General features: G+C 68.6%; 21 protein-coding genes. 17 read left to right on the top strand and 4 right to left on the bottom strand.

Translation table 11 applies throughout. The features are described 5' to 3' along the window. Positions 1 to 188 precede the first annotated feature (188 nt). The 3 genes from CTP10_RS22720 to CTP10_RS22710 all read left to right on the top strand — a co-directional run bounded on the left by CTP10_RS22720 (position 189) and on the right by CTP10_RS22710 (position 3,407). The gene (locus CTP10_RS22720) at positions 189 to 1,502 is read left to right on the top strand and encodes a hemolysin family protein (protein ID WP_116322175.1); all 1,314 of its coding nucleotides are present in this window, start codon (positions 189 to 191) and stop codon (positions 1,500 to 1,502) included. Positions 1,503 to 1,791: 289 nt separating this feature from the next. After that, the gene (locus tag CTP10_RS22715; RefSeq protein ID WP_116322177.1) at positions 1,792 to 3,135 is read left to right on the top strand and encodes a GGDEF domain-containing protein; all 1,344 of its coding nucleotides are present in this window, start codon (positions 1,792 to 1,794) and stop codon (positions 3,133 to 3,135) included. Between the two features lie 140 nt (positions 3,136 to 3,275). Then, positions 3,276 to 3,407 carry an entericidin A/B family lipoprotein gene (locus CTP10_RS22710; protein ID WP_010814145.1) on the top strand — a complete coding sequence of 44 codons (132 nt, stop codon included), beginning with the start codon at positions 3,276 to 3,278 and terminating at the stop codon, positions 3,405 to 3,407. Between the two features lie 112 nt (positions 3,408 to 3,519). Here CTP10_RS22710 and CTP10_RS22705 read toward each other — a convergent pair whose 3' ends face one another. From CTP10_RS22705 to CTP10_RS22695, 3 genes are read right to left on the bottom strand one after another with little or no spacing between them, the layout of a single operon-like run. Continuing rightward, positions 3,520 to 4,164, bottom strand: a complete 645-nt coding sequence (locus tag CTP10_RS22705; RefSeq protein ID WP_116322178.1) for a bifunctional 4-hydroxy-2-oxoglutarate aldolase/2-dehydro-3-deoxy-phosphogluconate aldolase — start codon at positions 4,162 to 4,164, stop codon at positions 3,520 to 3,522. Between the two features lie 53 nt (positions 4,165 to 4,217). Further along, positions 4,218 to 5,156 (bottom strand): sugar kinase, encoded by a 939-nt coding sequence (locus CTP10_RS22700; protein WP_116322179.1) that lies wholly within the window; start codon positions 5,154 to 5,156, stop codon positions 4,218 to 4,220. A gap of 13 nt (positions 5,157 to 5,169) precedes the next feature. Further along, complete coding sequence (locus tag CTP10_RS22695; RefSeq protein WP_116322211.1) at positions 5,170 to 6,438, bottom strand: amino acid deaminase; 1,269 nt, start codon at positions 6,436 to 6,438, stop codon at positions 5,170 to 5,172. Between the two features lie 204 nt (positions 6,439 to 6,642). Between CTP10_RS22695 and CTP10_RS22690 the strand changes: the two genes are divergently transcribed. The 10 genes from CTP10_RS22690 (at position 6,643) to CTP10_RS22645 (ending at position 17,224) form a co-directional block, all read left to right on the top strand. Beyond that, on the top strand, positions 6,643 to 7,548 hold the full coding sequence (locus CTP10_RS22690) for a MurR/RpiR family transcriptional regulator (protein WP_116322181.1): 906 nt from the start codon (positions 6,643 to 6,645) through the stop codon (positions 7,546 to 7,548). Between the two features lie 2 nt (positions 7,549 to 7,550). Beyond that, entirely contained in the window at positions 7,551 to 9,005 is a 1,455-nt protein-coding gene (locus CTP10_RS22685; RefSeq protein ID WP_116322182.1) for an N-acyl-D-amino-acid deacylase family protein, read from the top strand. A 64-nt stretch (positions 9,006 to 9,069) separates the two neighbouring features. Next, positions 9,070 to 9,462, top strand: a complete 393-nt coding sequence (locus tag CTP10_RS22680; RefSeq protein WP_116322183.1) for a RidA family protein — start codon at positions 9,070 to 9,072, stop codon at positions 9,460 to 9,462. Between the two features lie 233 nt (positions 9,463 to 9,695). Then, entirely contained in the window at positions 9,696 to 11,057 is a 1,362-nt protein-coding gene (locus CTP10_RS22675; protein ID WP_116322184.1) for a GntP family permease, read from the top strand. Positions 11,058 to 11,211: 154 nt separating this feature from the next. Continuing rightward, a complete protein-coding gene (locus tag CTP10_RS22670; RefSeq protein ID WP_116322185.1) occupies positions 11,212 to 12,120 on the top strand; it encodes an aldo/keto reductase in 909 nt (302 codons plus the stop codon). A 15-nt stretch (positions 12,121 to 12,135) separates the two neighbouring features. Next, positions 12,136 to 13,500: an NTP/NDP exchange transporter gene (locus CTP10_RS22665; RefSeq protein ID WP_116322186.1), complete on the top strand. Its 1,365-nt coding sequence runs from the start codon at positions 12,136 to 12,138 to the stop codon at positions 13,498 to 13,500. Positions 13,501 to 13,630: 130 nt separating this feature from the next. Further along, positions 13,631 to 14,737 (top strand): S-(hydroxymethyl)glutathione dehydrogenase/class III alcohol dehydrogenase, encoded by a 1,107-nt coding sequence (locus CTP10_RS22660; RefSeq protein ID WP_116322187.1) that lies wholly within the window; start codon positions 13,631 to 13,633, stop codon positions 14,735 to 14,737. A 10-nt stretch (positions 14,738 to 14,747) separates the two neighbouring features. Then, positions 14,748 to 15,590, top strand: coding sequence for an S-formylglutathione hydrolase (gene fghA, locus CTP10_RS22655; protein WP_116322188.1), 843 nt, complete (start codon positions 14,748 to 14,750; stop codon positions 15,588 to 15,590). Positions 15,591 to 15,709: 119 nt separating this feature from the next. Continuing rightward, positions 15,710 to 15,847, top strand: a complete 138-nt coding sequence (locus CTP10_RS22650; RefSeq protein ID WP_199414678.1) for a hypothetical protein — start codon at positions 15,710 to 15,712, stop codon at positions 15,845 to 15,847. Positions 15,848 to 16,006: 159 nt separating this feature from the next. Beyond that, positions 16,007 to 17,224, top strand: coding sequence for a GGDEF domain-containing protein (locus CTP10_RS22645; RefSeq protein WP_116322189.1), 1,218 nt, complete (start codon positions 16,007 to 16,009; stop codon positions 17,222 to 17,224). Positions 17,225 to 17,282: 58 nt separating this feature from the next. Here the strand turns inward: CTP10_RS22645 and CTP10_RS22640 are convergent, their stop codons facing one another. Next, positions 17,283 to 18,299 (bottom strand): AraC family transcriptional regulator, encoded by a 1,017-nt coding sequence (locus CTP10_RS22640; RefSeq protein ID WP_116322212.1) that lies wholly within the window; start codon positions 18,297 to 18,299, stop codon positions 17,283 to 17,285. Between the two features lie 192 nt (positions 18,300 to 18,491). Here CTP10_RS22640 and CTP10_RS22635 point away from each other — a divergent pair, with 192 nt between their 5' ends. The 4 genes from CTP10_RS22635 (at position 18,492) to CTP10_RS22620 (ending at position 23,108) form a co-directional block, all read left to right on the top strand. Continuing rightward, complete coding sequence (locus CTP10_RS22635) at positions 18,492 to 19,625, top strand: acyl-CoA dehydrogenase family protein (protein WP_116322190.1); 1,134 nt, start codon at positions 18,492 to 18,494, stop codon at positions 19,623 to 19,625. Positions 19,626 to 19,669: 44 nt separating this feature from the next. Beyond that, on the top strand, positions 19,670 to 21,193 hold the full coding sequence (locus tag CTP10_RS22630) for a CoA-acylating methylmalonate-semialdehyde dehydrogenase (RefSeq protein WP_116322191.1): 1,524 nt from the start codon (positions 19,670 to 19,672) through the stop codon (positions 21,191 to 21,193). 242 nt (positions 21,194 to 21,435) lie between these two features. Beyond that, a complete protein-coding gene (gene mmsB / locus CTP10_RS22625) occupies positions 21,436 to 22,341 on the top strand; it encodes a 3-hydroxyisobutyrate dehydrogenase (protein ID WP_116322192.1) in 906 nt (301 codons plus the stop codon). Then, the gene (locus CTP10_RS22620; RefSeq protein WP_116322193.1) at positions 22,338 to 23,108 is read left to right on the top strand and encodes an enoyl-CoA hydratase; all 771 of its coding nucleotides are present in this window, start codon (positions 22,338 to 22,340) and stop codon (positions 23,106 to 23,108) included. Before mmsB ends, CTP10_RS22620 begins: the two co-directional genes overlap by 4 nt. Positions 23,109 to 23,111 lie beyond the last annotated feature (3 nt).

The following is a 23,111-nucleotide window of genomic DNA, read 5'->3' as shown; positions in this document are numbered from 1 at the left end:
CTACCTGCCAGGTAATGACCGCAATTCCCTGCCGCCTCGTTGCGTAGTGCGGTGGTGCGGCGTTTGCTGCCTTGCAGGAGTGCGTTGACAGCTTTGCGGCGCGGGCGTCACTGTGCAGGCTTCCTGTAACGGCCGAATGGTATGCTTGATCTTTTGGAACACCGGGCGCGCAAAGGGCGCGCACTTTGATGGAAATTGCCATATTACTGGCGCTGATCTTGCTGAACGGCCTGTTCGCGATGTCGGAGATCGCGCTGGTCACTGCGCGCAAGGCGCGCCTGCAACGCCAGATCGAGAACGGCGACCGGGGGGCGATCGCAGCCGCCAAGCTGGGCGAAGATCCCACGCGCTTCCTGTCGACGGTGCAGATTGGCATCACGTCGATCGGCGTGCTCAACGGCGTGGTCGGCGAATCGACGCTGGCACAGCCTTTCGGCGTTTGGCTGCAAAGCGTTGGCATGGCCTCTTCCACCGCTGGCTACGTCGCCACGGCGATCGTGGTGGCGGGCCTGACTTACTTTTCCATCGTGCTGGGCGAACTGGTGCCCAAGCGCCTGGGCCAGATGGCCCCCGAAGCGATCGCGCGCCTGGTGGCGCGCCCGATTTCCTGGCTGGCGGTGGCATCCACCCCGTTCGTCAAGCTGCTGTCGAGTTCCACCCGGCTGGTACTGCGGCTGATTGGCAGCAAGACCGACCGTGGCCCCGGCGTGACCCAGGAAGAAATCCACGCACTTCTGGTGGAAGGTTCCGAGGCGGGCGTGATCGAGCAGCATGAGCACACCATGGTGCGTAACGTGTTCCGCCTCGACGACCGCCAACTTGCCTCGCTGATGGTGCCGCGCGGCGACGTCGTCTACCTGGACGTCGAGGCGCCGCTGGACGAAAACCTGCGCCGTATCGAGGAATCCGATCACTCCCGCTTCCCGGCGGTGCGCGGCGGCATGCACGACATCGTCGGGGTGGTCAGCGCACGCCAGCTGCTGGCACGCCGGCTGCGCGGCGAAGAAGCCGACCTGATGGCGGTGGTGCAGCCGGCGGTGTTCGTGCCCGAAAGCGTGACCGGGATGGAGTTGCTGGAAAATTTCCGCATATCCGGCGGCCAGGTGGCCTTTGTCATCGACGAATACGGCGAGGTGCTGGGGCTGGTGACACTGCAGGACCTGATCGAAGCCATCACCGGCGAGTTCAAGGCGGAGGCCGCCGGCGAGGAATGGGCTGTGCAGCGCGAGGATGGCTCATGGCTGCTCGATGGCCTGATCCCCATCCCCGAACTGAAGGACCGCATCGGGCTGCGCCAGGTGCCGGAAGAAGAAAAGGAACGCTATCACACGCTGTCGGGCATGTTGCTGTTGCTGCTCGGACGCCTGCCGCAGATCGCCGACAACGTCCAATGGGGCGACTGGCGCTTCGAGATCATCGACATGGATGGCAAGCGCATCGACAAGGTGCTGGCCTCGCGCCTGCCGCCCGAAGACGGTCCGGAGGAAGAGACGACCGGCTGATGCCGCGCATCTGGTCAGTCAAACCCCATCCCGTGGCCACTTGGCGCCGCGTTGATTCCCGTCAAGCAACAGGTGCGCAGTCCGCAACTTGTCGCAACTTGCAAGGTCCTGCCGCCTGGCTTGGCTTATGATCGGGCCTTGCAGCCCGTTGTGCGGCTGCAGCAGGCGTGCGCCGCCACGCCTGACGATAGGAGCCGGCCCGCGCCAGCGGTCCTGCCAGACGTGGAACACTGACAACGGGGAGAGGCGGGACAGCGCTGCCAGCACGGCGACGCCCGCAATACGATTCATGCATCCAGATGCCGACGATCTCGGCGGGACGCCAGCGGGGGACGAGCAGGCGCCGCCCGATGCGATGGTCCCGGCGCGCCCGGCCGGACTGCTGTCCGCGCTGGCCGCGCGACGCGCCGATGGCGCGCCGCTGGCCGCCGTGCTGGCGATCCGGCTCGACCGCTTTGCCAGCGCATGCGAGACCCTTGGCCCGCACCGCGCCGCCCGCCTGCAGGCGCTGGTGCAGGCCCGCATTGCCGCGCTGCTGCCGCCCGGAGCGGTCATGCACTGGGTGGCTGCGTCGGACTTGGGCGTGGTCACGGCGTTGCCGGCCGGCTGCGCCGATGCCGGGCCAATTGCCGAGCGCATTGCCGGCGACCTGTCCCGCCCGTTCCTGCTGGACGGCTTCGAGCTGTTTATCTCCTGCAGCATCGGTGTCGCCACCGACCACCCTGATATCCCCGCCGAGCGCAGGGTGCAGCAGGCATTCGATGCCATGCTGCGCATCGTCCGCCAGGGCGGCGCTGGCCTTGCGCGCGCCGACAAGCCCGCCGCCCCGCCCTCCGCCCCGCTGCTGGCCGCCCTGCCCGAGGCGCTGGAGCGCGGCGAACTGAGCCTGCAGCTGCAACCGCGCGCCCACTTTGATGGCGCCCGTGTCAGCGGCTATACCGTGCGCCTGCGCTGGCACAACCCCGTGCTCGGCCGGGTGGCGCCGCAGGACTTCCTGCCGGCGGTTGAAGCGCTCGGGCTGGTCGGGCGTATCGGCGCCTGGCTGCTCGACGGCGTCCTGCCGCTGGTACGTAGTACAGAGGCCCTCGCACCGCTGCAATTTACGCTGCTGGCGTCCAGTGCGCAGCTGCACCGCCCGGAGATGGTCGATGCCCTGGCGCGCGCCCTCGATGCCGGCGCCATTGCCCCGGAGCGGCTGTCCATCGAGCTGCCTGCCAGCGCTGTGCCCCAGGATGCCGGCATCCTCGGGCGCTTTGCCGGCTTGCGCCGGCTGGGGGTGCAACTGGCACTGGGCGACTTTGACGACAGCCTCGGCAACCGGCTCGCCCTGGAGGCACTGCGGCCCGACAGCGTCACGCTTGACGTACGCCGGCTGGGCCACACCGCCACGCGCGGGGGCAACCCGGGGCCGGCCGAGCGCCTGCGCGACGCCTGCGTCATGGCGCGCCGTGCCGGCGCGGCAGTTTGCGCCAAGGGCGTGGAAACCCGGCAGCAACTGGAAGCGGTGCGCGCCTGGGGCTGCCACAGCGTGCAAGGCTACCTGCTGGCGCAGCCGTTCCCGGCGGCATGGCTGATGCAGACACATGGCGCAATCCAGCAGCGCGCCCGCGATCTGCTGACGCCGGCTGGCTGAACAAATCCAGCCGGCCCGGCCACCGGCAACTGTTGCACCGATTGCACGATTTACAAATTGGCACATACCAGATATCAACCGCGCTGACAGCGACGGTAAAATCTGCGTCAAACCCTCAACCGAATGGAAAGGAGCCCGGCGTGAAGAAAGGTTGGATCTGGTGCGTTCTGTTTGCCACCCTGTTGGCTGGCTGCAACACGATGGCAGGACTCGGACAAGACATTCAGCGCGGCGGCCAGAAGCTGGAAAGCTCGGCGGACCGGCACAAGTAAGCCGGATCGCCAAACCGCGCAACGATGCGGCGTGGCCGCATCGGCAGGAAAAAACGGCACGCCCTGCGTGCCGTTTTGCATTGACTTGCGCCAGGGCGCCCAGCCCGCGCGCTCAGCCCTTGCTGCGCAGCGCCCGCGCCTGCTCGGCCAGCGAGCGGATGCGGCCCCAGTCCTTTCCAGCCACCGCGTCCTTGGGCACCACCCACGACCCGCCCACGCACACCACGTTAGGCAGTGCCAGGTAGGTCGGCGCCAGCGCGGCATCGATGCCGCCGGTCGGGCAGAAGCGCAACTGCGGCAGCGGTCCGCCCAGCGACTTGAGCATCGGCACTCCGCCGGCCGCCTGCGCCGGGAAGAACTTCAGGAAGGTAAAGCCGGCTTCCAGCGCCAGCATCGCCTCGCTGGCCGTGGCCACGCCCGGCAACAGCGAGATCCCCGCGCCCTGCGCGCCCTCCGCCAGCGCCGGGGTCAGGCCCGGCGACACGGCGAACTGCGCGCCGGCATCGCGCACGGCATGCAGCTGCTCGACCGTCAGCACCGTGCCCGCGCCCACGCACGCTTGCGGCAGCGCGGCCGCCACGGCCTTGATGGCGTCCATCGCCACGGGCGTGCGCAGCGTGATCTCCAGCAGCGGCAGGCCGCCGGTGACCAGCGCCTCGCTCACGTGCAAGGCCTCGTCGACCGAGTGGAATTCCAGCACCGGGATCACCGGCACGTCGGCCAGCAGGGGGAGCAGCGGGGAAGTCTGGTTTTGCATGTCTGTCTCGGGGTGAAGGGTTCAGGAAGGCAAAGTCAGGGAATGCAGACGGCTCAGCCGCCGATCACCGAGACCGACTCGGCCAGCCGGGCCATGACGGTCTGCGCATCGGGGATCGGCGCCACCGCGCCATAGCCGGTGGTGGACAGCGCCGCCGCCACGTTGGCGTAGCGCGCGGCCTCGAACGGGTCGGCGCCCGCCGCCAGGCGCGCGACGAAGCTGCCGCCGAAGCAATCGCCGGCACCCGTGGCATCGACCGGCTTGACCGGATATGGCGCCACCAGCGTGCGCGCTTCGGGCGTGGCCACGTAAGCGCCCTCCTCGCCCAGCTTCAGCGCCACCAGGCCGATGCCGCAGCCGAGCAGGTAATCGGCGATGGCATCGCGGTCGTCCAGCCCGGTCAGCACGGTGATGTCGTCCCAGCTGGGCAGGCACACGTCGGTCAGCGTAAACGCTTCGCGCATGATGCCGCGCGCGCGCGCCAGCGACCACAGCCGCAGGCGCAGGTTGGTGTCGAGCGTGACCTTGGTGCCGGCCTTGCGCGCATGCTCCATCGCCGCCAGGCCCGCATCGCAGGCGCTGGTGCTGATGGCCAGGCTGATGCCCGACAGGTGCAGGTATCCCGCCGCGGCGATCGCGCCCAGCGGCAGCTGCTCATGCTGGTAGCGGCTGGCGGCGGACCCTTCGCGCAGGTAGTCGAAGCGGTGGCCGTGGTTGTCGTGCGAGACAAAATAGACGCCGGTGGGCGCGGACGGGTCCACGTGCACATGGCGCGTGTCGACCCGCTCGTGCGTCCACAGCGCGCGCAGGCGCTCCCCGAAGGTATCGGCGCCGACCGCGCTGATATAGCCGGTGCTCGCGCCCTGCCGGGCCGCGGCGATGCAGAAGTTGGAGGTATCGCCGCCAAAGCCCTGCAGGTAGCGGTCGGGATCGTCGGGCTGCTGGTTGAATTCGACCAGCGGCTCGCCGTAGGCCAGGATATCGATGCTCATGGGGCGGCCCGCCTCAGAAGAAGGTTTGCACGATGTCGATCACGCGCAGGTCGCGATCCAGCACCGGGATATGGCGCCACTTGTCGAAGGTCAGGCACGGGTGCGAGATATCGAAGGCGACCATGTCGCCGACCTGGATGTCGTCGCCCGGCTTGACCTGCAGGTAGGCGTGCTGGTCCATCATGCCGGTCACCTCCCAGTGCGCGGGCACGTCGACCGGCGCCTCGCTGCCCGGGCGGTACAGCCGCGCGGGGATCGGCATGCCTGCGTCGAAGGCGGCGTCGCGCTTGCCCATGCCGATGATGACGCGGTCCGGCTCCGGAATCGACTGCACGTAGGCCCATAGCTGCAGCGCCGGCAGCAATCCCTCGCGCATTTTCTGCGCGACCGGGTTGCTGGCCAGGATGCGCTGCTGCGCGGCCCGGTAGATGCCCACATCATGGGTCAGGTAGCAGCCGGGGCGCAGCACGATGTCGATCGGCGTGCCGATGTCGGTGCGCGCGAATTCCTCGGCCACCACGTCATACCAGGCCGAGCCGGCGCCCGACATCACCACCGGGCTGCGGCCGAAGCGGCCCTGCTGCGCCAGTTGCCGCGTCACCGCCACGGTACGCTGCAGGAAGCTGCGGATATCGGCCTCTTCTTTCAGCACGCCTTCATAGATCTCCACGCCCGCCAGCGACAGCGCCTGCGGCCAGCGCGCCAGCGCGTCGAGCACGGCCTGTTGTTGCGCGTCGTCGCGCACGCCGGTGCGGCCGCCGGCCACGCCCAGTTCGAGCAGCACCTGCAGCGTCTGTTCGCGCTCCTGGAAAAACTTGCCGAGCTGGTCGACCAGCGCGGCGGAATCGACCAGCGCGAAGAACTCGAAGCCAGGATCGTCGCGCAGCAGGTCCGCAATGATTTCCATGTTGCGGCGGCCCACCAGCTGGTTGGCCATCAGCACGCGTTTGACGCCGTGCGCATGCGCCGCGGCGGTCTGGTGCGCGGTCGCCAGCGTGATGCCCCACGCGCCGGCGCCGAGCTGGCGCGCGAACAGCTTGGGCGCCATGGTGGTCTTGCCATGCGGCGCAAGCTGCACGCCGTACTCGCCCATGAAGCGGCGCATCCATTCCAGGTTATGCGCAAGCCGGTCTTCATAAAGCACCGCGGCCGGCAGGCTCAGCTCTTCCTGCAGCAGGCTCCAGCCGGTGCGGGCGGCGTCTGGTGCCAGCGGGGCTTCCAGGCGTCCCAGCGCCTTGTTGAGCGGATCGATCACGCCGGCCTGATACTTTATTTCACGCATGCTTGTCATCACCCTGAAAAAATCTGATTGACGTAATGATAGCCCTGAAAATAAGATATTTCATCCTTGTTATAAAGTAACACGCAGATGGCAGCCACGGCTACGGCGACGACGCGCAAGGCCGCGCCAGTCACTGTTATAGCCCCTGCCGGCAGCATCTGCCGCCTGCGCCACTTTGCCTCCGCCCCCGCCCAGCTACCGACCATGACCGCGCCCTTCGACATCCTGACCCGCATCGCCGAGCGCGGCCCCGCGCTGCGCCTGGCCGAGCAGAAGGTCGCGCAGGTGGTGCTGGAAGACCTGGCCGGCGCCGCCGCGGCGAGCATCAACGAGCTGGCGCGCAAGGCCGGCGTCAGCGAGGCCAGCGTGACCCGCTTTGCCAAGGCCATCGGCTGCCGCGACGTGCGCGACCTGAAGCTGCGCCTGGCGCAGGCCACCGCCGTGGGCGCGCGATTCCTGCAACCTGGCGGCGCCGATGCAGCCGCCGAAGCCCCGGCGACGCTGGCCGACAGCATCCATGCCGACATCCTGACCGCGCTTGAAGTCAACCGCGGCCTGCTGGACGCGCAGCGGATCGAAGACGCCGCGCGCCTGTTGCTGGGCGCACGCATGGTCTACGCTTTTGGCATGGGCGGCGGCTCGTCATTCATGGCTGACGAGGCGCGCCACCGCCTCGCGCGGCTGGGCCAGCCGGTGGCGAGCTACCAGGACGGGCTGCTGCAGAAGATGGTGGCGGCCACGCTGAGCCGCGACGACGTGGTGCTGGCATTCTCGGCCAGCGGCCGCGTGCCGGAGATGCTGGCCAGCTGCGAGATCGCACGCGAATACGGCGCGAAGCTGGTCGCGGTGACCGCGCTGGGCTCGCCGCTGGCCGCGCGCGCCGACGTGCTGCTGCCGGTGCGCACGCTGGAGACGGATTTCATTTTCAAGCCGTCGGCGTCGCGCTACGCGATGCTGATGGTGCTGGACGTGCTGGCCACCCAGTGCGCGTTGCTGCAGCCGGACCTGAGCAAGGAGCGGCTGCGCCGGCTCAAGTACGTGCTGGACAGCCACCGGGGCGAAGCCGGCCCAAGCCTGGGCCCGGACAGCCGCCAGCCGCTGGGAGACTGACCATGCCACACCTGTTCGATACCCTGATCCGCCTCGTCACGCTGATCGACGGCTCCGGCGCCGCCGCGCGCCTGGCCGACGTGGCGCTGCGCGACGGCCGCATTGCCCGCATCGATGAAGGCGGCGCGATCGATCCCGATGCCGCCGCGCACGTGGTCGAAGGCCACGGCCTGGTGCTGGCACCGGGCTTTATCGACGTGCATACGCACGACGATACCAACGTCGTGCGCCAGCCCGAGATGACGCCCAAGCTGTCGCAGGGCGTGACCACCGTGATTGTCGGCAACTGCGGCATCAGCGCCGCGCCGGTGACGCTCTCGGGCGATCCGCCCGACCCGATGAACCTGCTCGGCCATGCCGACGCGTTCCGCTACCCCAGTTTCAAGGCCTACGTCGACGCCGTCGATGCCGCCCAGCCCGCGATCAACGTTGCCGCGCTGGTTGGCCATACTGCGCTGCGCAGCAACCATATGGACCGGCTCGACCGCGCCGCCACGCCCGCGGAAATCGCGGCCATGCGCGCGCAGTTGGAAGAATCGCTGCAGCACGGCGCGCTGGGCCTGTCCACCGGACTGGCCTACGCCAATGCCTTCAACGCGCCGACCGAGGAAGTGCTCGCGCTGGCCGAGCCGCTGGCCCATGCCGGCGCGCTCTACGCCACTCACCTGCGCAGCGAGTTCGCCGAGATCCTCGACGCCATGGACGAAGCCTTCCGCATCGGCCGCCATGCACGCGTGCCGGTGGTGATCTCGCACCTGAAGTGCGCCGGCGTGGACAACTGGGGCCGCAGCACCGAAGTGCTCGACGCGCTCGACGGCGCCCAGCGCTGGCAGCCGGTCGGCTGCGACTGCTATCCCTATACCGCCAGCTCGTCGACGCTGGACCTGAAGCAGGTCACCAGCGACTTCGACATCATGGTGACGTGGTCCGAAGGCGCGCCCGAGATGGGCGGCCGGCTGCTGGCCGATATCGCCACCGAATGGCAAGTCGACCTGCACGAGGCCGCGCGCAGGCTGATGCCCGCCGGCGCCGTCTACCACTGCATGGAAGATGCCGACGTCGACCGCATCCTGAGCCACCCCGCCACGGTAGTCGGCTCGGATGGGCTGCCCAACGACCCGCTGCCGCATCCGCGGCTGTGGGGCGCGTTCCCGCGCGTGCTGGGCCACTATGCGCGCGACCGCGAGCTGTTCCCGCTCACCGTCGCCGTGAACAAGATGACCGGCCTGTCGGCCGAGCGCTTCGGCCTGCATGGCCGCGGTTTTGTGCGCGAAGGCTACTGGGCCGACCTGGTGCTGTTCGACGCCGCCACCATCCGCGACGCCGCCAGCTTCACCGACCCGATGCAGCCGGCCGAAGGCATTGCCGCGGTCTGGGTGAACGGCGAGCTGTCATGGCAGCAGCGCCAGTCGACCGGGATCCGTGCCGGACGTTTCCTGGCGCGCGGCGCGGACTGATTCGCTCCCCCTTTTTTCTTCGATTCTTTCGATTTTTCCCAGGCAACAAATTCCAGGAGTACCCATGGACATCAAACGATTCGGCGTGGAAGGCGGCACCGGCCAGGGTGGCGCACACATGCCCTTTGCCCGCGCAGTGGCGGCCGACGGCTGGCTCTACGTTTCCGGCCAGGTGCCGATGGTCAACGGCGAGCTGATCGACGGCGGCATCGTGCCGCAGACCCACCAGGCCATCAAGAACGTGCTGGCGATCCTCGCCGAGGCCGGCTACGGCCCCGAGCACGTGGTCCGCTGCGGCGTCTGGCTGGACGATGCGCGCGACTTTTCCTCTTTCAACAAGATCTTCAAGGAATATTTCGGCGCAAACCCGCCCGCACGCGCCTGCGTGCAATCGAGCATGGTGGTGGACTGCAAGGTCGAAGTCGACTGCATCGCCTACAAGAAGCCGGCGGCCTGAGCCTGCTGCCTGCTTGATTGACTGCTTCCCGACTGTTTGCTCCCCTCTCCCGCGCGCGGGAGAGGGGCCGGGGAAGAGGGCCGGCGTCACCACGAAGTGAGCCGCCACGGTGCTTGCCACGCGCCCGCCCCTCTCTCCCAACCCCTCTCCCGCAAGTGGGAGAGGGGAGAAAACAACAAGCCTGAACCTCTGCTGCCGCCACAGGCGGCCTTTTTTCCACGCAAGGAGACAATATGGGTGCCGTCACCGGAACCACGCTCTTGGTGTATGCGCTGATCGCCGTGATCGCCCTGGTGGTGCTGATCGCGCGCTACAAGCTCAACCCCTTCATTACCCTGGTCGTCGTCTCGGTGCTGCTCGGCTTTGCCGTGGGCATGCCGATGGGCGACATCGTCAAGTCATTCGAAGCCGGTGTCGGCGGCACCCTTGGCCATATCGCGCTGGTGGTGGGCCTGGGCACGATGCTCGGCAAGATGATGGCCGAGTCGGGCGGCGCCGAACGCATCGCCAACACGCTGATCGATTTCTTCGGCGCGAAGAATGTGCACTGGGCCATGGCGACCATCGCCTTTATCGTCGGCCTGCCGGTGTTCTTCGAGGTCGGCTTCGTGCTGCTGGTGCCGATCGCCTTCAACGTAGCCAAGCGCACCGGCACGTCCATGGTAGTGGTCGGCATTCCGATGGTGGCCGGCCTGTCGGTGGTGCACGGCCTGATCCCGCCGCATCCGGCCGCGCTGCTGGCTGTGACCGCGTACGGCGCGGACATTGGCAAGACCATCATGTACGCGCTGATCGTGGGCATTCCCACGGCCGCCATCGCCGGCCCGCTGTTTGCCAAGCTGATGGACCGCTATGTCAAGCTGCCCGCGGTCAACCCGCTGGCCGACCAGTTCACCGAAGAGGATGAGCGCGTCAAGGAATCGCACGAATTGCCGAGCTTCGGCATCACGGTGTTCACCATCCTGCTGCCGGTGATGCTGATGCTGATCGGCAGTTGGGCCGACGTCTTCACCACGCCCAAGACCTTTGCCAACGACTTTCTCAAGCTGATCGGCAACTCGGTGATGGCGCTGCTGATCGCCGCGCTGGTGAGCTTCTACACCTTCGGCAAGGCGCGCGGGTTCAATCGCGAGACCATCCTGAAGTTCACCAACGAGTGCGTGGCGCCCACCGCCATCATCACGCTGGTGGTCGGCGCCGGCGGCGGCTTCGGCCGCATCCTGCGCGACTCGGGGATCTCCACCGCCATCGTCGATGTCGCCACCAGCGCGCAGGTGTCGGTGCTGGTGCTGGGCTGGCTGGTCGCCGTGATGATCCGCATCGCCACCGGCTCGGCCACGGTCGCCATGACCACCGCCGCCGGCATCGTCGCACCGATCGCCGCCAGCGTGCCGGGCACCCGCCCCGAGCTGCTGGTGCTGACGACCGGCGCCGGCTCGCTGATCCTGTCGCACGTGAACGACGGTGGCTTCTGGCTGGTCAAGGAGTACTTCAACATGACCGTGACCCAGACCTTCCAGACCTGGTCGGTGTGCGAGACCATCATCTCGGTGGTGGCGCTGCTGCTGACGCTGGGGCTGGCCACGGTGGTCTGAGGCGCGAAAGACGTACCGCGCACCCCGTCCGCAGGGTGCGCGCGGCGGTGCCCGCACTGCGCGGCGTGCCGGAAAGCGCACTGAAGCAACGGTTTACAAGGGTGCGGCGAGCGCCTAAGGTCAACCAGTGTGTGACCCGCCTCGAACCGTTTCCATGCCAATCGACCGCCGCTCGTTCCTGGCCCTGGCCGCCGGGCTGACCGCCACCGCCGCCCTGCCCGCCGGCGCCGCCACCGTGGCCGTGCCTTTGCGCCGCAACATACCCGGCACCACCGAGGCCCTGCCCGTCGTGGGCATGGGCACGGCCGACACCTTCAACGTCAGCAGCGAAGCCACCGAGCGCAAGCCGCTGGCTGAAGTCATGGCGATGCTGTTGCGCACCGAAGGCTCGGTCATCGACACCGCGCCCAGCTATGGCAGCGCCGAGGCAGTGACCGGCGACCTGCTGCGCGCGGCCAACGCCCGGCAGCGCGTGTTCCTTGCAACCAAGATCTCGGCCCAGTCCGGCGCCCCGGCGCAGGCGCAGTGGGGGCGCTCGCTGGCCGACCTGCGCGTCGACAAGGTCGACCTGCTGCAGGTGCACAACCTGATCGACTGGCAAGGCAACCTGCGCTTCCTGCGCGAGCTGAAGGAGCAAGGCCGCACCCGCTACCTGGGCATCACCCACTACCGCGAAGACGCGCACGAGGCGCTGGAGCGCATCGTGCGCAACGAGCGCGTCGATTTCGTGCAGATCAACTACTCGGTGGCCGAACGCAATGCAGAGCGAACGCTGCTGCCGCTGTGCCAGGAGCGCGGCGTGGCGGTGCTGGTCAATCGCCCGTTCCAGGACGGCCGGCTGTTCCGCGCGGTCAAGGACCGGCCGCTGCCGCCGTGGGCGGGCGACATCGACTGCGGCTCATGGGGCCAGCTGTTCCTGAAATTCATCGTCAGCCACCCCGCCGTGACCGCCGCCATCCCCGCCACCTCCAAGCCGCGCAACATGGCCGACAACCTCGGCGCCGCGCTGGGGCGCATGCCGGATCCGGGCCAGCGCGAGCGCATCGCCGCGCTGCTGGCCTGACGCGCACCGGCCCGCATGGACCAACGCGATCGCGACACACCCGCCGGCGGCGGCCTGGCACGGCTGCGGCGCGGCTTCGGCATCCGCCCCGGCGAGTCTGGCGCAGTAGTGGCGGGCTTCCTGTTCTTCTTCTGCCTGTTCGCCAGCTATTTCATGCTGCGCCCGGTGCGCGAGACCATGGGCATCGCCGGCGGCGTGAAGAACCTGCAATGGCTGTTCACCGCCACCTTCGTGGTCATGCTGGCCGCGATCCCGATATACGGCGCCGTATGCGCGCGGCTGCCGCGGCGGCGCTTCGTGCCGTGGGTCTACGCGTTCTTTATCGCCAACCTGCTCGCCTTCGCCTTCGCCACGCGTGTGTGGCCAGACGATGTCTGGCTGGCGCGCGTGTTCTACGTGTGGCTGTCGGTGTTCAACCTGTTCGTGGTCTCGGTGGCATGGAGCCTGATGGCCGACGTGTTCCGGCCCGAGCAGGCGCGGCGCCTGTTCGCGCTGCTGGCCGCCGGGGCCAGCGCGGGCGGGCTGGCCGGGCCGATGCTGGGCGGCTGGCTGGTGCCGCAGATCGGGCTGACCGGGCTGATGCTGTTGTCCGCCGTGCTGCTGGCGGCGACGCTGCCAGGCGTGGGCTGGCTGTTCGGCTGGCGCCGCCGCGCCGGCGCGGGCCATGAAGTGCCGGCCGATGCGGCCAGCGACCCCGCCAACCCGGTCGGCGGCGGCCTGTGGGCGGGGCTGGCGTTGCTGCTGCGCTCGCGCTATCTGCTCGGCATCGGGCTGTTCGTGATCCTGCTCGCCACGGCCAGCACCTTCCTGTATTTCGAGCAGGCGCGGCTGGTGGCCGAAGCCTTCCCCGAGCGCACCCGGCAGACCCAGGTTTTCAGCGCGCTCGATGCCTCCGTGCAGGCCCTGACCATCCTGGTCCAGCTCTTCTTCACCGGCCGCATGGCGCGGCGCTATGGCGTCACGCTGCTGCTGACCGCGGTGCCGCTGGCGGTCGCCGCCGGCTTCGTGGTGCTGGCGCTGATGCCGACCTTCGGCGTGCTCGCCGGGGTCATGATCCTGCGGCGCGTGGGCGAATATGCGCTGCTGCGGCCCGGGCGCGAGATGCTGTTCACGGTGGTCGATCCCGAGGCCAAGTACAAGGCCAAGAACGTGATCGACACCGCCGTCTATCGTGCCGGCGATGCGGTCAGCGCCTGGGTGAAAACCGCGATCGACGCAATCTCCGGCCATCCTGCCACGGTCGCGCTGGCCGGCGCCGCGCTGGCGCTGGCATGGGCGGCGCTGGGATGGTGGCTGGGGCGTCGGCACGAGACCGAGCTGACGCCGCGGGAGGCAAACCTCCACGCCGAGGCCGAAGGCGCGACCACGACTTTGCGCTAAACCCTGCTTTCAAGCCTGGCACTGGCCTGCCGACACCGGATGGCCGTATAGTCTTGCGCTCGGGCCCGCGTCGCCGGTGTCTTGTGCCCGCCACCGAGCCCATCCGTACATCTTTTCCCCGGAGGACCCCATGAAGACCAAAGCCGCCATCGCCTGGAAAGCCGGCGCCCCGCTGACCATCGAAGACGTGGACCTGGACGGCCCGCGCGCCGGGGAAGTGCTGGTGGAAGTGAAGGCCACCGGTATCTGCCATACCGACTACTACACGCTGTCCGGCGCCGATCCGGAAGGCATTTTCCCGGCGATCCTGGGGCATGAAGGCGCCGGCATCGTCACCGACGTCGGCCCCGGCGTGACCTCGCTCAAGCCCGGCGACCACGTGATTCCGCTGTACACGCCAGAATGCCGCCAGTGCAAGTTCTGCCTGTCGCGCAAGACCAACCTGTGCCAGGCGATCCGCGCCACGCAGGGCAAGGGCCTGATGCCGGACGGCACCTCGCGCTTCTCCATCGACGGCAAGCCGATTTTCCACTACATGGGCACCTCGACCTTCGCCAACCACATCGTGGTGCCGGAGATCGCGCTGGCGAAAATCCGCCCCGACGCGCCGTTCGACAAGGTCTGCTACATCGGCTGCGGCGTCACCACCGGCGTGGGTGCGGTGCTGTTCACGGCCAAGGTGGAAGCCGGCGCCAACGTGGTGGTGTTCGGCCTCGGCGGCATCGGCCTGAACGTGATCCAGGCCGCGAAGATGGTTGGCGCCGACAAGATCATCGGCGTGGACCTGAACCCGGCGCGCGAAGCCATGGCACGCAAGTTCGGCATGACGCATTTCATCAACCCGAAGCAGGTCGAGAACGTGGTCGACCACATCATCCAGCTGACCGACGGCGGTGCGGACTACTCGTTCGAATGCATCGGCAACACGCAGGTCATGCGCCAGGCGCTGGAGTGCTGCCACAAGGGCTGGGGCAAGTCGATCATCATCGGCGTGGCCGAGGCCGGCGCCGAGATCTCGACGCGTCCGTTCCAGCTGGTGACCGGGCGCGAGTGGAAAGGCTCGGCCTTCGGCGGCGCGCGCGGCCGCACCGATGTGCCGAAGATCGTCGACTGGTACATGGACGGCAAGCTCAATATCGACGACCTGATCACGCACACGCTGCCGCTGGAGCGCATCAACGAAGGCTTCGACCTGATGAAGCGCGGCGAGTCGATCCGCTCGGTAGTGCTGTACTGAGGCGCTCGCCATGGAACTGATCTCGCAACACGGCTGCCATGGGGGCGTGCAGCGCTTCTACCGCCATGATTCGGCGGCGATCGGGCTGCCGATGCGCTTCTCGGTGTTCCTGCCGCCACAGGCACAGGGCGGCGCGAAGGTGCCGGTGCTGTTCTACCTGGCCGGCCTGACCTGCACCGAAGAGACCTTCATGATCAAGGCCGGCGCGCAGCGCTTTGCCGCCGAGCACGGCCTGATGCTGGTGGCGCCCGACACCAGCCCGCGCGGCGCGGGCGTGGCAGGCGAGGCCGATGCGTGGGACTTCGGCGTGGGTGCGGGCTTCTACGTCGATGCCACCGAGGCGCCCTGGAACAAGCACTGGCGCATGGAGAGCTACGTCGCCGAAGAACTGTTCGACCTGGTCACCACCGCGCTGCCCGGCGAGGCCTCGCGCGTGGGGATCTTCGGGCATTCGATGGGCGGCCACGGCGCGCTGGTGCTGGCGCAGCGCCATCCGGAGCGCTTCCGCTCGGTGTCGGCGTTCGCGCCGATCGCCGCGCCGACGCGCTGCCCGTGGGGCGAAAAGGCCTTCACCGGTTATCTCGGCAGCGAGCGTTCGGCCTGGGCCCAGTTTGACGCCACCGAGCTGATGGTGCGCCAGCAAGGTGCGCCGTTCCCGGCCGGCATCCTGGTCGACCAGGGCCTGGATGACCAGTTCCTGCAGACCCAGTTGCATCCGGATGCGTTCGAGGCCGCCTGCCAGGCCGTGGGCCAGCCGCTGCTGCTGCGCCGTCACAGCGGCTACGACCACGGCTATTACTTCATCACGACCTTTATCGCCGACCATATCCGGCACCACGCCGGACAGCTCTAGCGCTCGGCGCGCCAACGCAACCCGACACCGGCCCCCAAACAGGGGATGCCCGGTGCCGGGCCCGATCCCATAATGGCAGCTCGACCGGCCTCAGAGCCGGAACAAGATGGGGTCACATCATGAACCACGTCGTCTCCCTCGGCGCCTATATCCTCGGCTGCCTGGCAGCGCTGCTGTTCGCGGCGCGATGGCTGTTGCGCAACGACCCGGTGCTGCGCGCCGACGAGCCCCAGAAACCGCAGCGGCGAACCGACTAGGCTTGCGCCGCGCCGCCTGCACAGGCGGCGGCGGCCTTACATCCCACGGACAGCGCGACGGAGCACCCTTGCCGGTGCCCGCGGGCCCTGCTCGCCCCGTATCATTGCGGTTTGCGCCCGACCGGCGCATTCCAGCCCCGCGTACCCAGCCCCCGTCCGATGTCCGTCCCATTTGCCCTGCTCACCATCACGACCGCCCTCAGCGCCATGATGCTGGCCATCGTGTGGTCGCTGCGGCGCTGCGGGCTGCCCGGCGTCGGTGAGTGGTGCAACGCCAACCTGACCGCGACCGGGGCGCTGGTGCTGTTCTCGATGCGCGGCATGATCCCGGACCTGTTGTCGGTCGGCGTTGCCAACGCTGCGCTGGCGTGCTCGCTGGCGCTGTTCTACGCCGGCAGCGTGCGCTTCTGCGGCGGCGTGCCGCCCTGGCGGCGGTTAGTGGCGGCCACGGCCGTGACCACCGCCGGCGTGATCGTATGGCGCTATGCCGTCGACGAATTCACCACGCGCGTCGTGATCGTCTCCGCCTTCCACGCGGCGCTCTGCGCGCTGGTCGGGCTGACCTTGCTGCGCCGGCGACCGCGCGGAACGTCCGCGCGCTTCTTCATCACGACCGCCTGTTTTGCGCTCTTCTTCGCCACCGGGCATGCGGTGCGCGGCACGCTGTCGGCGCTGCAGTGGCTGGGCAACCCCTACATGCAGGAATCCATGCTGCTCAACACAGTGTTCCTGACGCTGGGGGCACTGGTGATGCCCGCGATGACCATGGGCGCGGTGCTGATGATCCATGACGCCATCGTGCGCCGGCTGGAAGCGGTGGCCAATACCGACACGCTGACCGGCGTGCTGTCGCGCAAGGCGTTCGAGGAAAGTGCCCGGCGCGAGCTGGCGCGCGCTGCTGGCGGCAAGCCCGCCCCTGCGCTGCTGATCGTCGACATCGACCATTTCAAGTCGGTCAACGATACCTACGGGCATGCCGCCGGCGATGCCGTGCTGCAGGCGTTCGCAAAGCTGGCGGCGGCGCAGCTGCGGCCCGGCGACCTGCTGGGCCGTCTTGGCGGCGAAGAGTTCATGGTGCTGTTGCCCGCAACCGCTGAGGCCGGCGCCAGTGCGGTGGCGGAGCGCATCCGCGCCAGCGTGCAGCGTCATGCGGTCACGACGGTAGCGTCGGACGGCGACAGCCACACCGTGCGCTATACCGTCAGCGGCGGCACGGCCGGCTGGCATCCGGGCCTGACACTGGCGCAACTGAGCGCGCTTGCCGATGCGGCGCTGTATCGCGCCAAGGTGGGCGGGCGCAACCGCGTGGTGGCGCACAGCGGGCCTGCCTCGGCTACGCAGGCGGCACCGGAGGCCGCGCAAGCTCTCGATGCCTGACGCCTCCGTCAGCCCCCATCAGCGCTCCTCAGCCCTCCTCAGCCCTCCTCAGCCCCCGTCAGTCCTCGTCCGCCACGCGCCGGTACGCGCCGGGCCGCGAGCCGGTCCAGCGCCGGAATGCCCGGTGGAAAGCGCCGGGCTCGGCAAAACCCAGTTCCGCCGCGATATCCGCCACGGGCCGACCGGAGTGGCTCAGCGCCTCGATGGCAAGGTCGCGGCGCAGCCCGTCCTTCAGGTCCTGGTAGCTCACGCCCTCGTCCATCAGCCGGCGCCGCAGCGATGACGCCGACAGGTTCAGGCTGACCGCCAGCGCCTCGAACGTCGGCCACAGTTCGGGCTGCTGGTTGCGCAGCAGCCGGCGCACGCGCGCGCCCACGCTGCTGCGGTCGGAATACTTCACCACCACGTTGTGGGGGGCATCGCGCAGGAAAGCCTTCAGGCTGCGCTCGTCCTGGCGCACCGGCTGGTCCAGCAGGGCGGCGTCGAACACCAGCGCCGTGGCCGGCTGGTCAAAGGCGAGCTGGCGCGAGTACATCACGCGGTATTCGGCGCTGTAAGGCGGCTCCGCGTAGTCAAACGCCGCGAGCCGTACCGGCACGCGCCGGCGCAGCAGCCAGCTCATCAGGCCGTGCAGCATGATGAGCATGGTTTCCTTGGCGAACACGCCGGGCTGCCGCCCCAGCGCCGCATTGGGCGCGGTCAGCACCAGCGCCGCCTCGTCGCCGTAACGGTCCAGGCGCACGCCGATATCGTCCAGCAGCAGGCGGAAATACCGGGTAATGCGCTCCAGCCCCTGCCCCAGCGTGCGGCTGCCGACCACCGCGTGGCACAGCATGGCAAAGCTGCCGCACTTCATGCTGCGCGAGTCCTGGCCGAAGAACTCATCATCCAGCGCGGCGGCCACCCCCAGCCACAGCTCGCTGTAGCTGGCCGCCGAGACGCGCGCCTGCGGCACCGCCAGCAATTCCGGCGCGATGCCGGCGCTGCGCAGCACTGGCCCCGGGTCGATCCCGCGCGCCTGCAGCCCGGCGATGGCATGGTGGACAAAACAAAGCGCGACGCTGCCTTTTTCCATGGTCCGGCGGGTGGCAAACGAGTTCATGAAGATTGGCGGATTTTGGCATAGGAGCCCGCCCCCGGCGTTCCTACACTGCCCGCAGGCCTAGACGCCGAGCGCGCATTCTGCCTGAGATGCTGCGCCGCGCCAACGCGCTTTACAGGAATACCCCTGCGGAACCCCACCGCGGAACACCACCGCCAACCTGCCATGCACAGCGACTACACCGAACAGCAACAGATGATCCGCGACAGCGCGCGCGCCTTTGCCAGCGAGCGGCTGGCCGCCGGCGCCGCCCAGTGGGACCGCGATGGCCGCCTGCCCGACGAGGTGGTCGCCGAGATGGGCGCGCTGGGCCTGCTCGGCATGATCGTGCCCGAAGACTGGGGCGGCACCTACACCGACTATGTCGCGTATGCGCTCGCCATTGAAGAAGTCGCCGCCGGCTGCGCGGCCTGCGCCACGCTGATGAGCGTGCACAACTCGGTCGGCTGCGGCCCGATCCTGCACTACGGCACCGATGCGCAGAAAGAGCGCTACCTGGCGCGGCTGGCCAGCGGCGAACTGATCGGCGCCTTCTGCCTGACCGAACCGCAGGCCGGCTCCGAAGCCCACAACCTGCGCACGCGCGCCCGCTTTAACGACAACGGCTGGGTGCTCAACGGCAGCAAGCAGTTCGTCACCAACGGCCAGCGCGCCGGCGTCGCGGTGGTCTTTGCCTCGACCGAACCCGAGCGCGGCAAGAAAGGCATCTCGGCCTTCCTGGTGCCGACCGACACGCCCGGATTCCTGGTCCATGCGCCGGAGAAGAAGCTCGGCATCCGCGCCTCGGACACCTGCGCCATCACGCTGGAAGACTGCACCGTCCCGCACGACGCGTTGCTGGGCGAGCCTGGCGAGGGGCTGCGCATCGCGCTGTCCAACCTCGAAGGCGGCCGGATCGGCATTGCCGCGCAGGCGATCGGCATTGCGCGTTCGGCGTTCGAAGCCGCGTGCCGCTACGCATCCGAACGCATCCAGTTCGGCCGCCCGCTGCGCGAGCACCCGCCCATCGCCAACATGCTGGCCGACATGGCCACCGAGCTGAACGCCGCGCGCCTGCTGGTGCACCGCGCCGCGCGCATGCGCAGCGAGGGCCTGCCGTGCCTGTCCGAAGCCTCGCAGGCCAAGCTGTACGCGTCCGAGCTGGCCGAGCGCGTCTGCTCCAAGGCGCTGCAGATCCACGGCGGCTATGGCTACCTGGAAGACTACCCGGTCGAGCGCCACTACCGCGACGCCCGCATCACCCAGATCTACGAAGGCACCAGCGAGATCCAGCGCATGCTGATCGCGCGCAGCCTGTGACCCAACAATTGCTTCTCATACAACCACACCGTCCGGAGACAACCATGAGCGCAGTGCCCAAGACCGACAATGCCGTGCCGACCGTACCGCTGCTGATCAACGGCGAATGGGTGGAATCGTCCGCCACCGAGTTCCGCCAGGTGGTCAACCCCGCCACCCAGGAAGTGCTGGCACGCGTGCCGCTGGCCACGGCCAGCGAAGTCGCCGCCGCCGTTGGCGCGGCGCACCGCGCCTTTGCCACGTGGCGCCACACGCCCATCGGCGCGCGGCTGCGCGTCATGCTGCGCTACCAGGCGCTGATCCGCGAGCACAGCAAGCGCATCGCCGCCATCCTGACCGCCGAGCAGGGCAAGACCCTGGCCGATGCCGAGGGCGATATCTTCCGCGGCCTGGAAGTGGTCGAGCATGCCTGTTCGATCGGCACGCTGCAGCAAGGCGGCTTCGCAGAAAACGTCGCCTCCACCGTCGACACCTACACACTGCAGCAGCCGATCGGCGTCTGCGCCGGCATCACGCCGTTCAACTTCCCGGCGATGATCCCGCTGTGGATGTTCCCGATGGCGATCGTGTGCGGCAACACCTTCGTGCTCAAGCCGTCGGAACAGGATCCGCTGTCGACCATGGAACTGGTCAAGCTGGCGCTGGAAGCTGGCGTGCCGCCGGGCGTGCTGAACGTGGTGCACGGCGCCAAGGACGTGGTCGATGCCCTGTGCACGCACCCGGACATCAAGGCGGTGTCGTTCGTGGGCTCGACCGCGGTCGGCACGCACGTCTACAACCTGGCCGGCGCGCACGGCAAGCGCGTGCAGTCGATGATGGGCGCCAAGAACCACGCCGTGGTGCTGCCCGACGCGCACAAGGAACAGACCCTGAACGCGCTGGCGGGTGCCGGCTTCGGTGCGGCCGGCCAGCGTTGCATGGCCACCTCCGTGGTGGTGCTGGTCGGCGCGGCGCGCGACTGGGTGCCTGAGCTGGTCGAGCGCGCCAAGACCCTGAAGGTCGGCGCCGGCGCGGAGCCTGGCACAGATGTCGGCCCGGTGGTCTCGGTGGCAGCGAAACAGCGCGTGCTTGGCCTGATCGCCGCCGGCGAGCGCGAAGGCGCGAAGCTGGTGCTCGACGGCCGCGACGTGCAGGTGCCGGGCTATCCGCAGGGCAACTTCATCGGGCCGACCATCTTCACCGATGTCGGCACCGACATGGCGATCTACACCGAAGAGATTTTCGGGCCGGTGCTGGTGGTGATCGGCGTCGAGACGCTGGATGACGCCATCGCGCTGGTCAACCGCAACCCGTTCGGCAACGGCACCGGCGTGTTCACGCAGAGCGGCGCCGCGGCCCGCAAGTTCCAGAGCGAAATCGACGTCGGCCAGGTCGGCATCAATATCCCGATCCCGGTGCCGGTGCCCTATTTCAGCTTCACCGGCTCGCGCGGCTCCAAGCTGGGCGATCTGGGGCCGTACGGCAAGCAGGTGGTGCAGTTCTATACGCAGACCAAGACGGTGACGGCGCGGTGGTTCGACGACGCGACGGTGAATGACGGGGTGAATACGACGATCAGCCTGAAGTGATGCGTGGCGCGTCGCAACCGCCGACGGTTTGCTCCCCTCTCCCGCATGCGGGAGAGGGGTTGGGGGAGAGGGCCGGCACTTGCAGGACCGATTTGCCCAGTAAACCAATCGCGCACGACGCTTGCCATACCCGACCAATGCAGTAGCCACTGACGCTCCCGCCCTCTCCCCCGCCCCTCTCCCGCGAGCGGGAGAGGGGAGAAAACAAGCGGGACGCGAACAACCGTAGCTAGGAGACACCCATGCATATCGCCTTCATCGGCCTCGGCAACATGGGCGCGCCCATGGCGCGCAACCTGCTCAAGGCCGGCCATACCCTGACCGTATTCGACCTCAATGCCACCGCCGTGGCCGCGCTGTGCGCAGAAGGCGCCGCCAGCGCGGATACCGCGCGCAAGGCCGTGGCGGAAGCCGACTTTGTCATCACCATGCTGCCCGCCGCCGCGCACGTGCGCAGCGCCTACCTTGGCGAAGACGGCGTGCTCGCCGGCGTGCGCCCCGGCGTGCCGCTGGTCGACTCCAGCACCATCGATCCGGCCACCGTGCGCGAGCTCGCGGCCGCCGCGCAGGCCCACGGCAATGCGCTGGCCGACGCCCCCGTTTCCGGCGGCACCGTCGGCGCGCAGGCGGGCACGCTGACCTTCATGGTCGGCGCCACCGAGGCGCTGTTCGAGCAGGTGCGTCCTGTGCTGGCCGGCATGGGACGCAACCTGGTCCATTGCGGCGGCACCGGCACCGGCCAGGTCGCCAAGATCTGCAACAACCTGATCCTCGGCATCTCGATGATCGGCGTGTCCGAGGCGATGGCGCTGGGCGTAAAGCTGGGCATCGACGCCAACGTGCTGGCCGGCATCGTCAATACCTCGACCGGGCGCTGCTGGGCATCGGATACCTGCAACCCCTGGCCCGGCGTGATCGAAACCGCGCCGGCCGGCCGCGGCTACAGCGGCGGCTTCGGCGCCGACCTGATGCTCAAGGACCTCGGCCTGGCCGCCGATGCCGCGCGCAGCGTGAAGCAGCCGCTGTTCCTTGGCGCGCTGGCGCAGCAGGTCTACCAGGCCATGAGCCACGCCGGCGAAGGCCAGCTCGATTTCTCCGGCGTCATCCGCCAGTACCTGTCCGCCACCGACAAGGAACGCCAGCCATGATCGAATTCGTACTCGATGGCCACGTCGCCACGCTGACGCTGAGCCGCCCGCCCGCCAACGCCTTCACCGCCGAAGGCCTGCAGCAGTTACGCGAGCTGGTGGCGAAGATCGATGCCAACCCCGAGATCCGCGCCGTCGTCGTCACCGGTGCCGGCGAGAAATTCTTCAGCGCCGGCGCCGACCTGAACGGCTTCGCGGAAGGCGACCGCGCCCATGCGCGCGCGATGGCCCAGCAGTTCGGCAGCGCCTTTGAAGCGCTACAGAATGCGCGCCCCGTAGTCATCGCCGCCATCAACGGCTACGCCATGGGTGGCGGCCTGGAATGCGCGCTGGCCTGCGATATCCGCATCGCCGAAGAACACGCGCAGATGGCGCTGCCCGAAGCCGCCGTCGGCCTGCTGCCCTGCGGCTGCGGCACGCAGACGCTGCCGTGGCTGGTCGGCGAAGGCTGGGCCAAGCGCATGATCCTGACCAACGAACGCATCGACGCGGCCACCGCGCTGCACATCGGACTGGTCGAGCAAGTCGTGCCGCGCGGAAAGGCGCTGCCCACCGCGCTGGAAATGGCGCAACGCGCCGGCAAGGTCAGCCCGCGCGCCGCCGCCTACAGCAAGCAACTGGTGCACCTCGCACGCCAGGGCGTGCCGCGCCAGGCCGCGCTGGCGCTGGAACGCGAGCGCTTTGTCGACCTGTTCGACGGTGCCGACCAGCGCGAAGGCGTCAACGCCTTCCTCGAAAAACGCGCGCCGCAATGGCGCAATGCCTAGGAG

The organism is Cupriavidus sp. P-10 (genome assembly GCF_003402535.2).
In the GTDB taxonomy this organism is placed as follows: Bacteria; Pseudomonadota; Gammaproteobacteria; order Burkholderiales; family Burkholderiaceae; genus Cupriavidus.
This window is presented reverse-complemented; position numbering and strand designations above follow the sequence as displayed.

What these genes read in the sequence shown, in the direction of transcription:
- CTP10_RS22705 (WP_116322178.1), bottom strand. Translation starts at nt 4,164, where the DNA reads ATGCAAAACCAGACTTCCCCGCTGCTCCCCCTGCTGGCCGACGTGCCG.
- CTP10_RS22645 (WP_116322189.1), top strand. Translation starts at nt 16,007, where the DNA reads ATGTCCGTCCCATTTGCCCTGCTCACCATCACGACCGCCCTCAGCGCC.
- CTP10_RS22695 (WP_116322211.1), bottom strand. Translation starts at nt 6,438, where the DNA reads ATGCGTGAAATAAAGTATCAGGCCGGCGTGATCGATCCGCTCAACAAG.
- CTP10_RS22665 (WP_116322186.1), top strand. Translation starts at nt 12,136, where the DNA reads ATGGACCAACGCGATCGCGACACACCCGCCGGCGGCGGCCTGGCACGG.
- CTP10_RS22685 (WP_116322182.1), top strand. Translation starts at nt 7,551, where the DNA reads ATGCCACACCTGTTCGATACCCTGATCCGCCTCGTCACGCTGATCGAC.
- CTP10_RS22620 (WP_116322193.1), top strand. Translation starts at nt 22,338, where the DNA reads ATGATCGAATTCGTACTCGATGGCCACGTCGCCACGCTGACGCTGAGC.
- CTP10_RS22675 (WP_116322184.1), top strand. Translation starts at nt 9,696, where the DNA reads ATGGGTGCCGTCACCGGAACCACGCTCTTGGTGTATGCGCTGATCGCC.
- CTP10_RS22635 (WP_116322190.1), top strand. Translation starts at nt 18,492, where the DNA reads ATGCACAGCGACTACACCGAACAGCAACAGATGATCCGCGACAGCGCG.
- CTP10_RS22670 (WP_116322185.1), top strand. Translation starts at nt 11,212, where the DNA reads ATGCCAATCGACCGCCGCTCGTTCCTGGCCCTGGCCGCCGGGCTGACC.
- CTP10_RS22720 (WP_116322175.1), top strand. Translation starts at nt 189, where the DNA reads ATGGAAATTGCCATATTACTGGCGCTGATCTTGCTGAACGGCCTGTTC.
- CTP10_RS22680 (WP_116322183.1), top strand. Translation starts at nt 9,070, where the DNA reads ATGGACATCAAACGATTCGGCGTGGAAGGCGGCACCGGCCAGGGTGGC.
- CTP10_RS22640 (WP_116322212.1), bottom strand. Translation starts at nt 18,299, where the DNA reads ATGGAAAAAGGCAGCGTCGCGCTTTGTTTTGTCCACCATGCCATCGCC.
- CTP10_RS22690 (WP_116322181.1), top strand. Translation starts at nt 6,643, where the DNA reads ATGACCGCGCCCTTCGACATCCTGACCCGCATCGCCGAGCGCGGCCCC.
- CTP10_RS22700 (WP_116322179.1), bottom strand. Translation starts at nt 5,156, where the DNA reads ATGAGCATCGATATCCTGGCCTACGGCGAGCCGCTGGTCGAATTCAAC.
- CTP10_RS22630 (WP_116322191.1), top strand. Translation starts at nt 19,670, where the DNA reads ATGAGCGCAGTGCCCAAGACCGACAATGCCGTGCCGACCGTACCGCTG.
- fghA (WP_116322188.1), top strand. Translation starts at nt 14,748, where the DNA reads ATGGAACTGATCTCGCAACACGGCTGCCATGGGGGCGTGCAGCGCTTC.
- CTP10_RS22650 (WP_199414678.1), top strand. Translation starts at nt 15,710, where the DNA reads ATGAACCACGTCGTCTCCCTCGGCGCCTATATCCTCGGCTGCCTGGCA.
- CTP10_RS22660 (WP_116322187.1), top strand. Translation starts at nt 13,631, where the DNA reads ATGAAGACCAAAGCCGCCATCGCCTGGAAAGCCGGCGCCCCGCTGACC.
- CTP10_RS22715 (WP_116322177.1), top strand. Translation starts at nt 1,792, where the DNA reads ATGCATCCAGATGCCGACGATCTCGGCGGGACGCCAGCGGGGGACGAG.
- mmsB (WP_116322192.1), top strand. Translation starts at nt 21,436, where the DNA reads ATGCATATCGCCTTCATCGGCCTCGGCAACATGGGCGCGCCCATGGCG.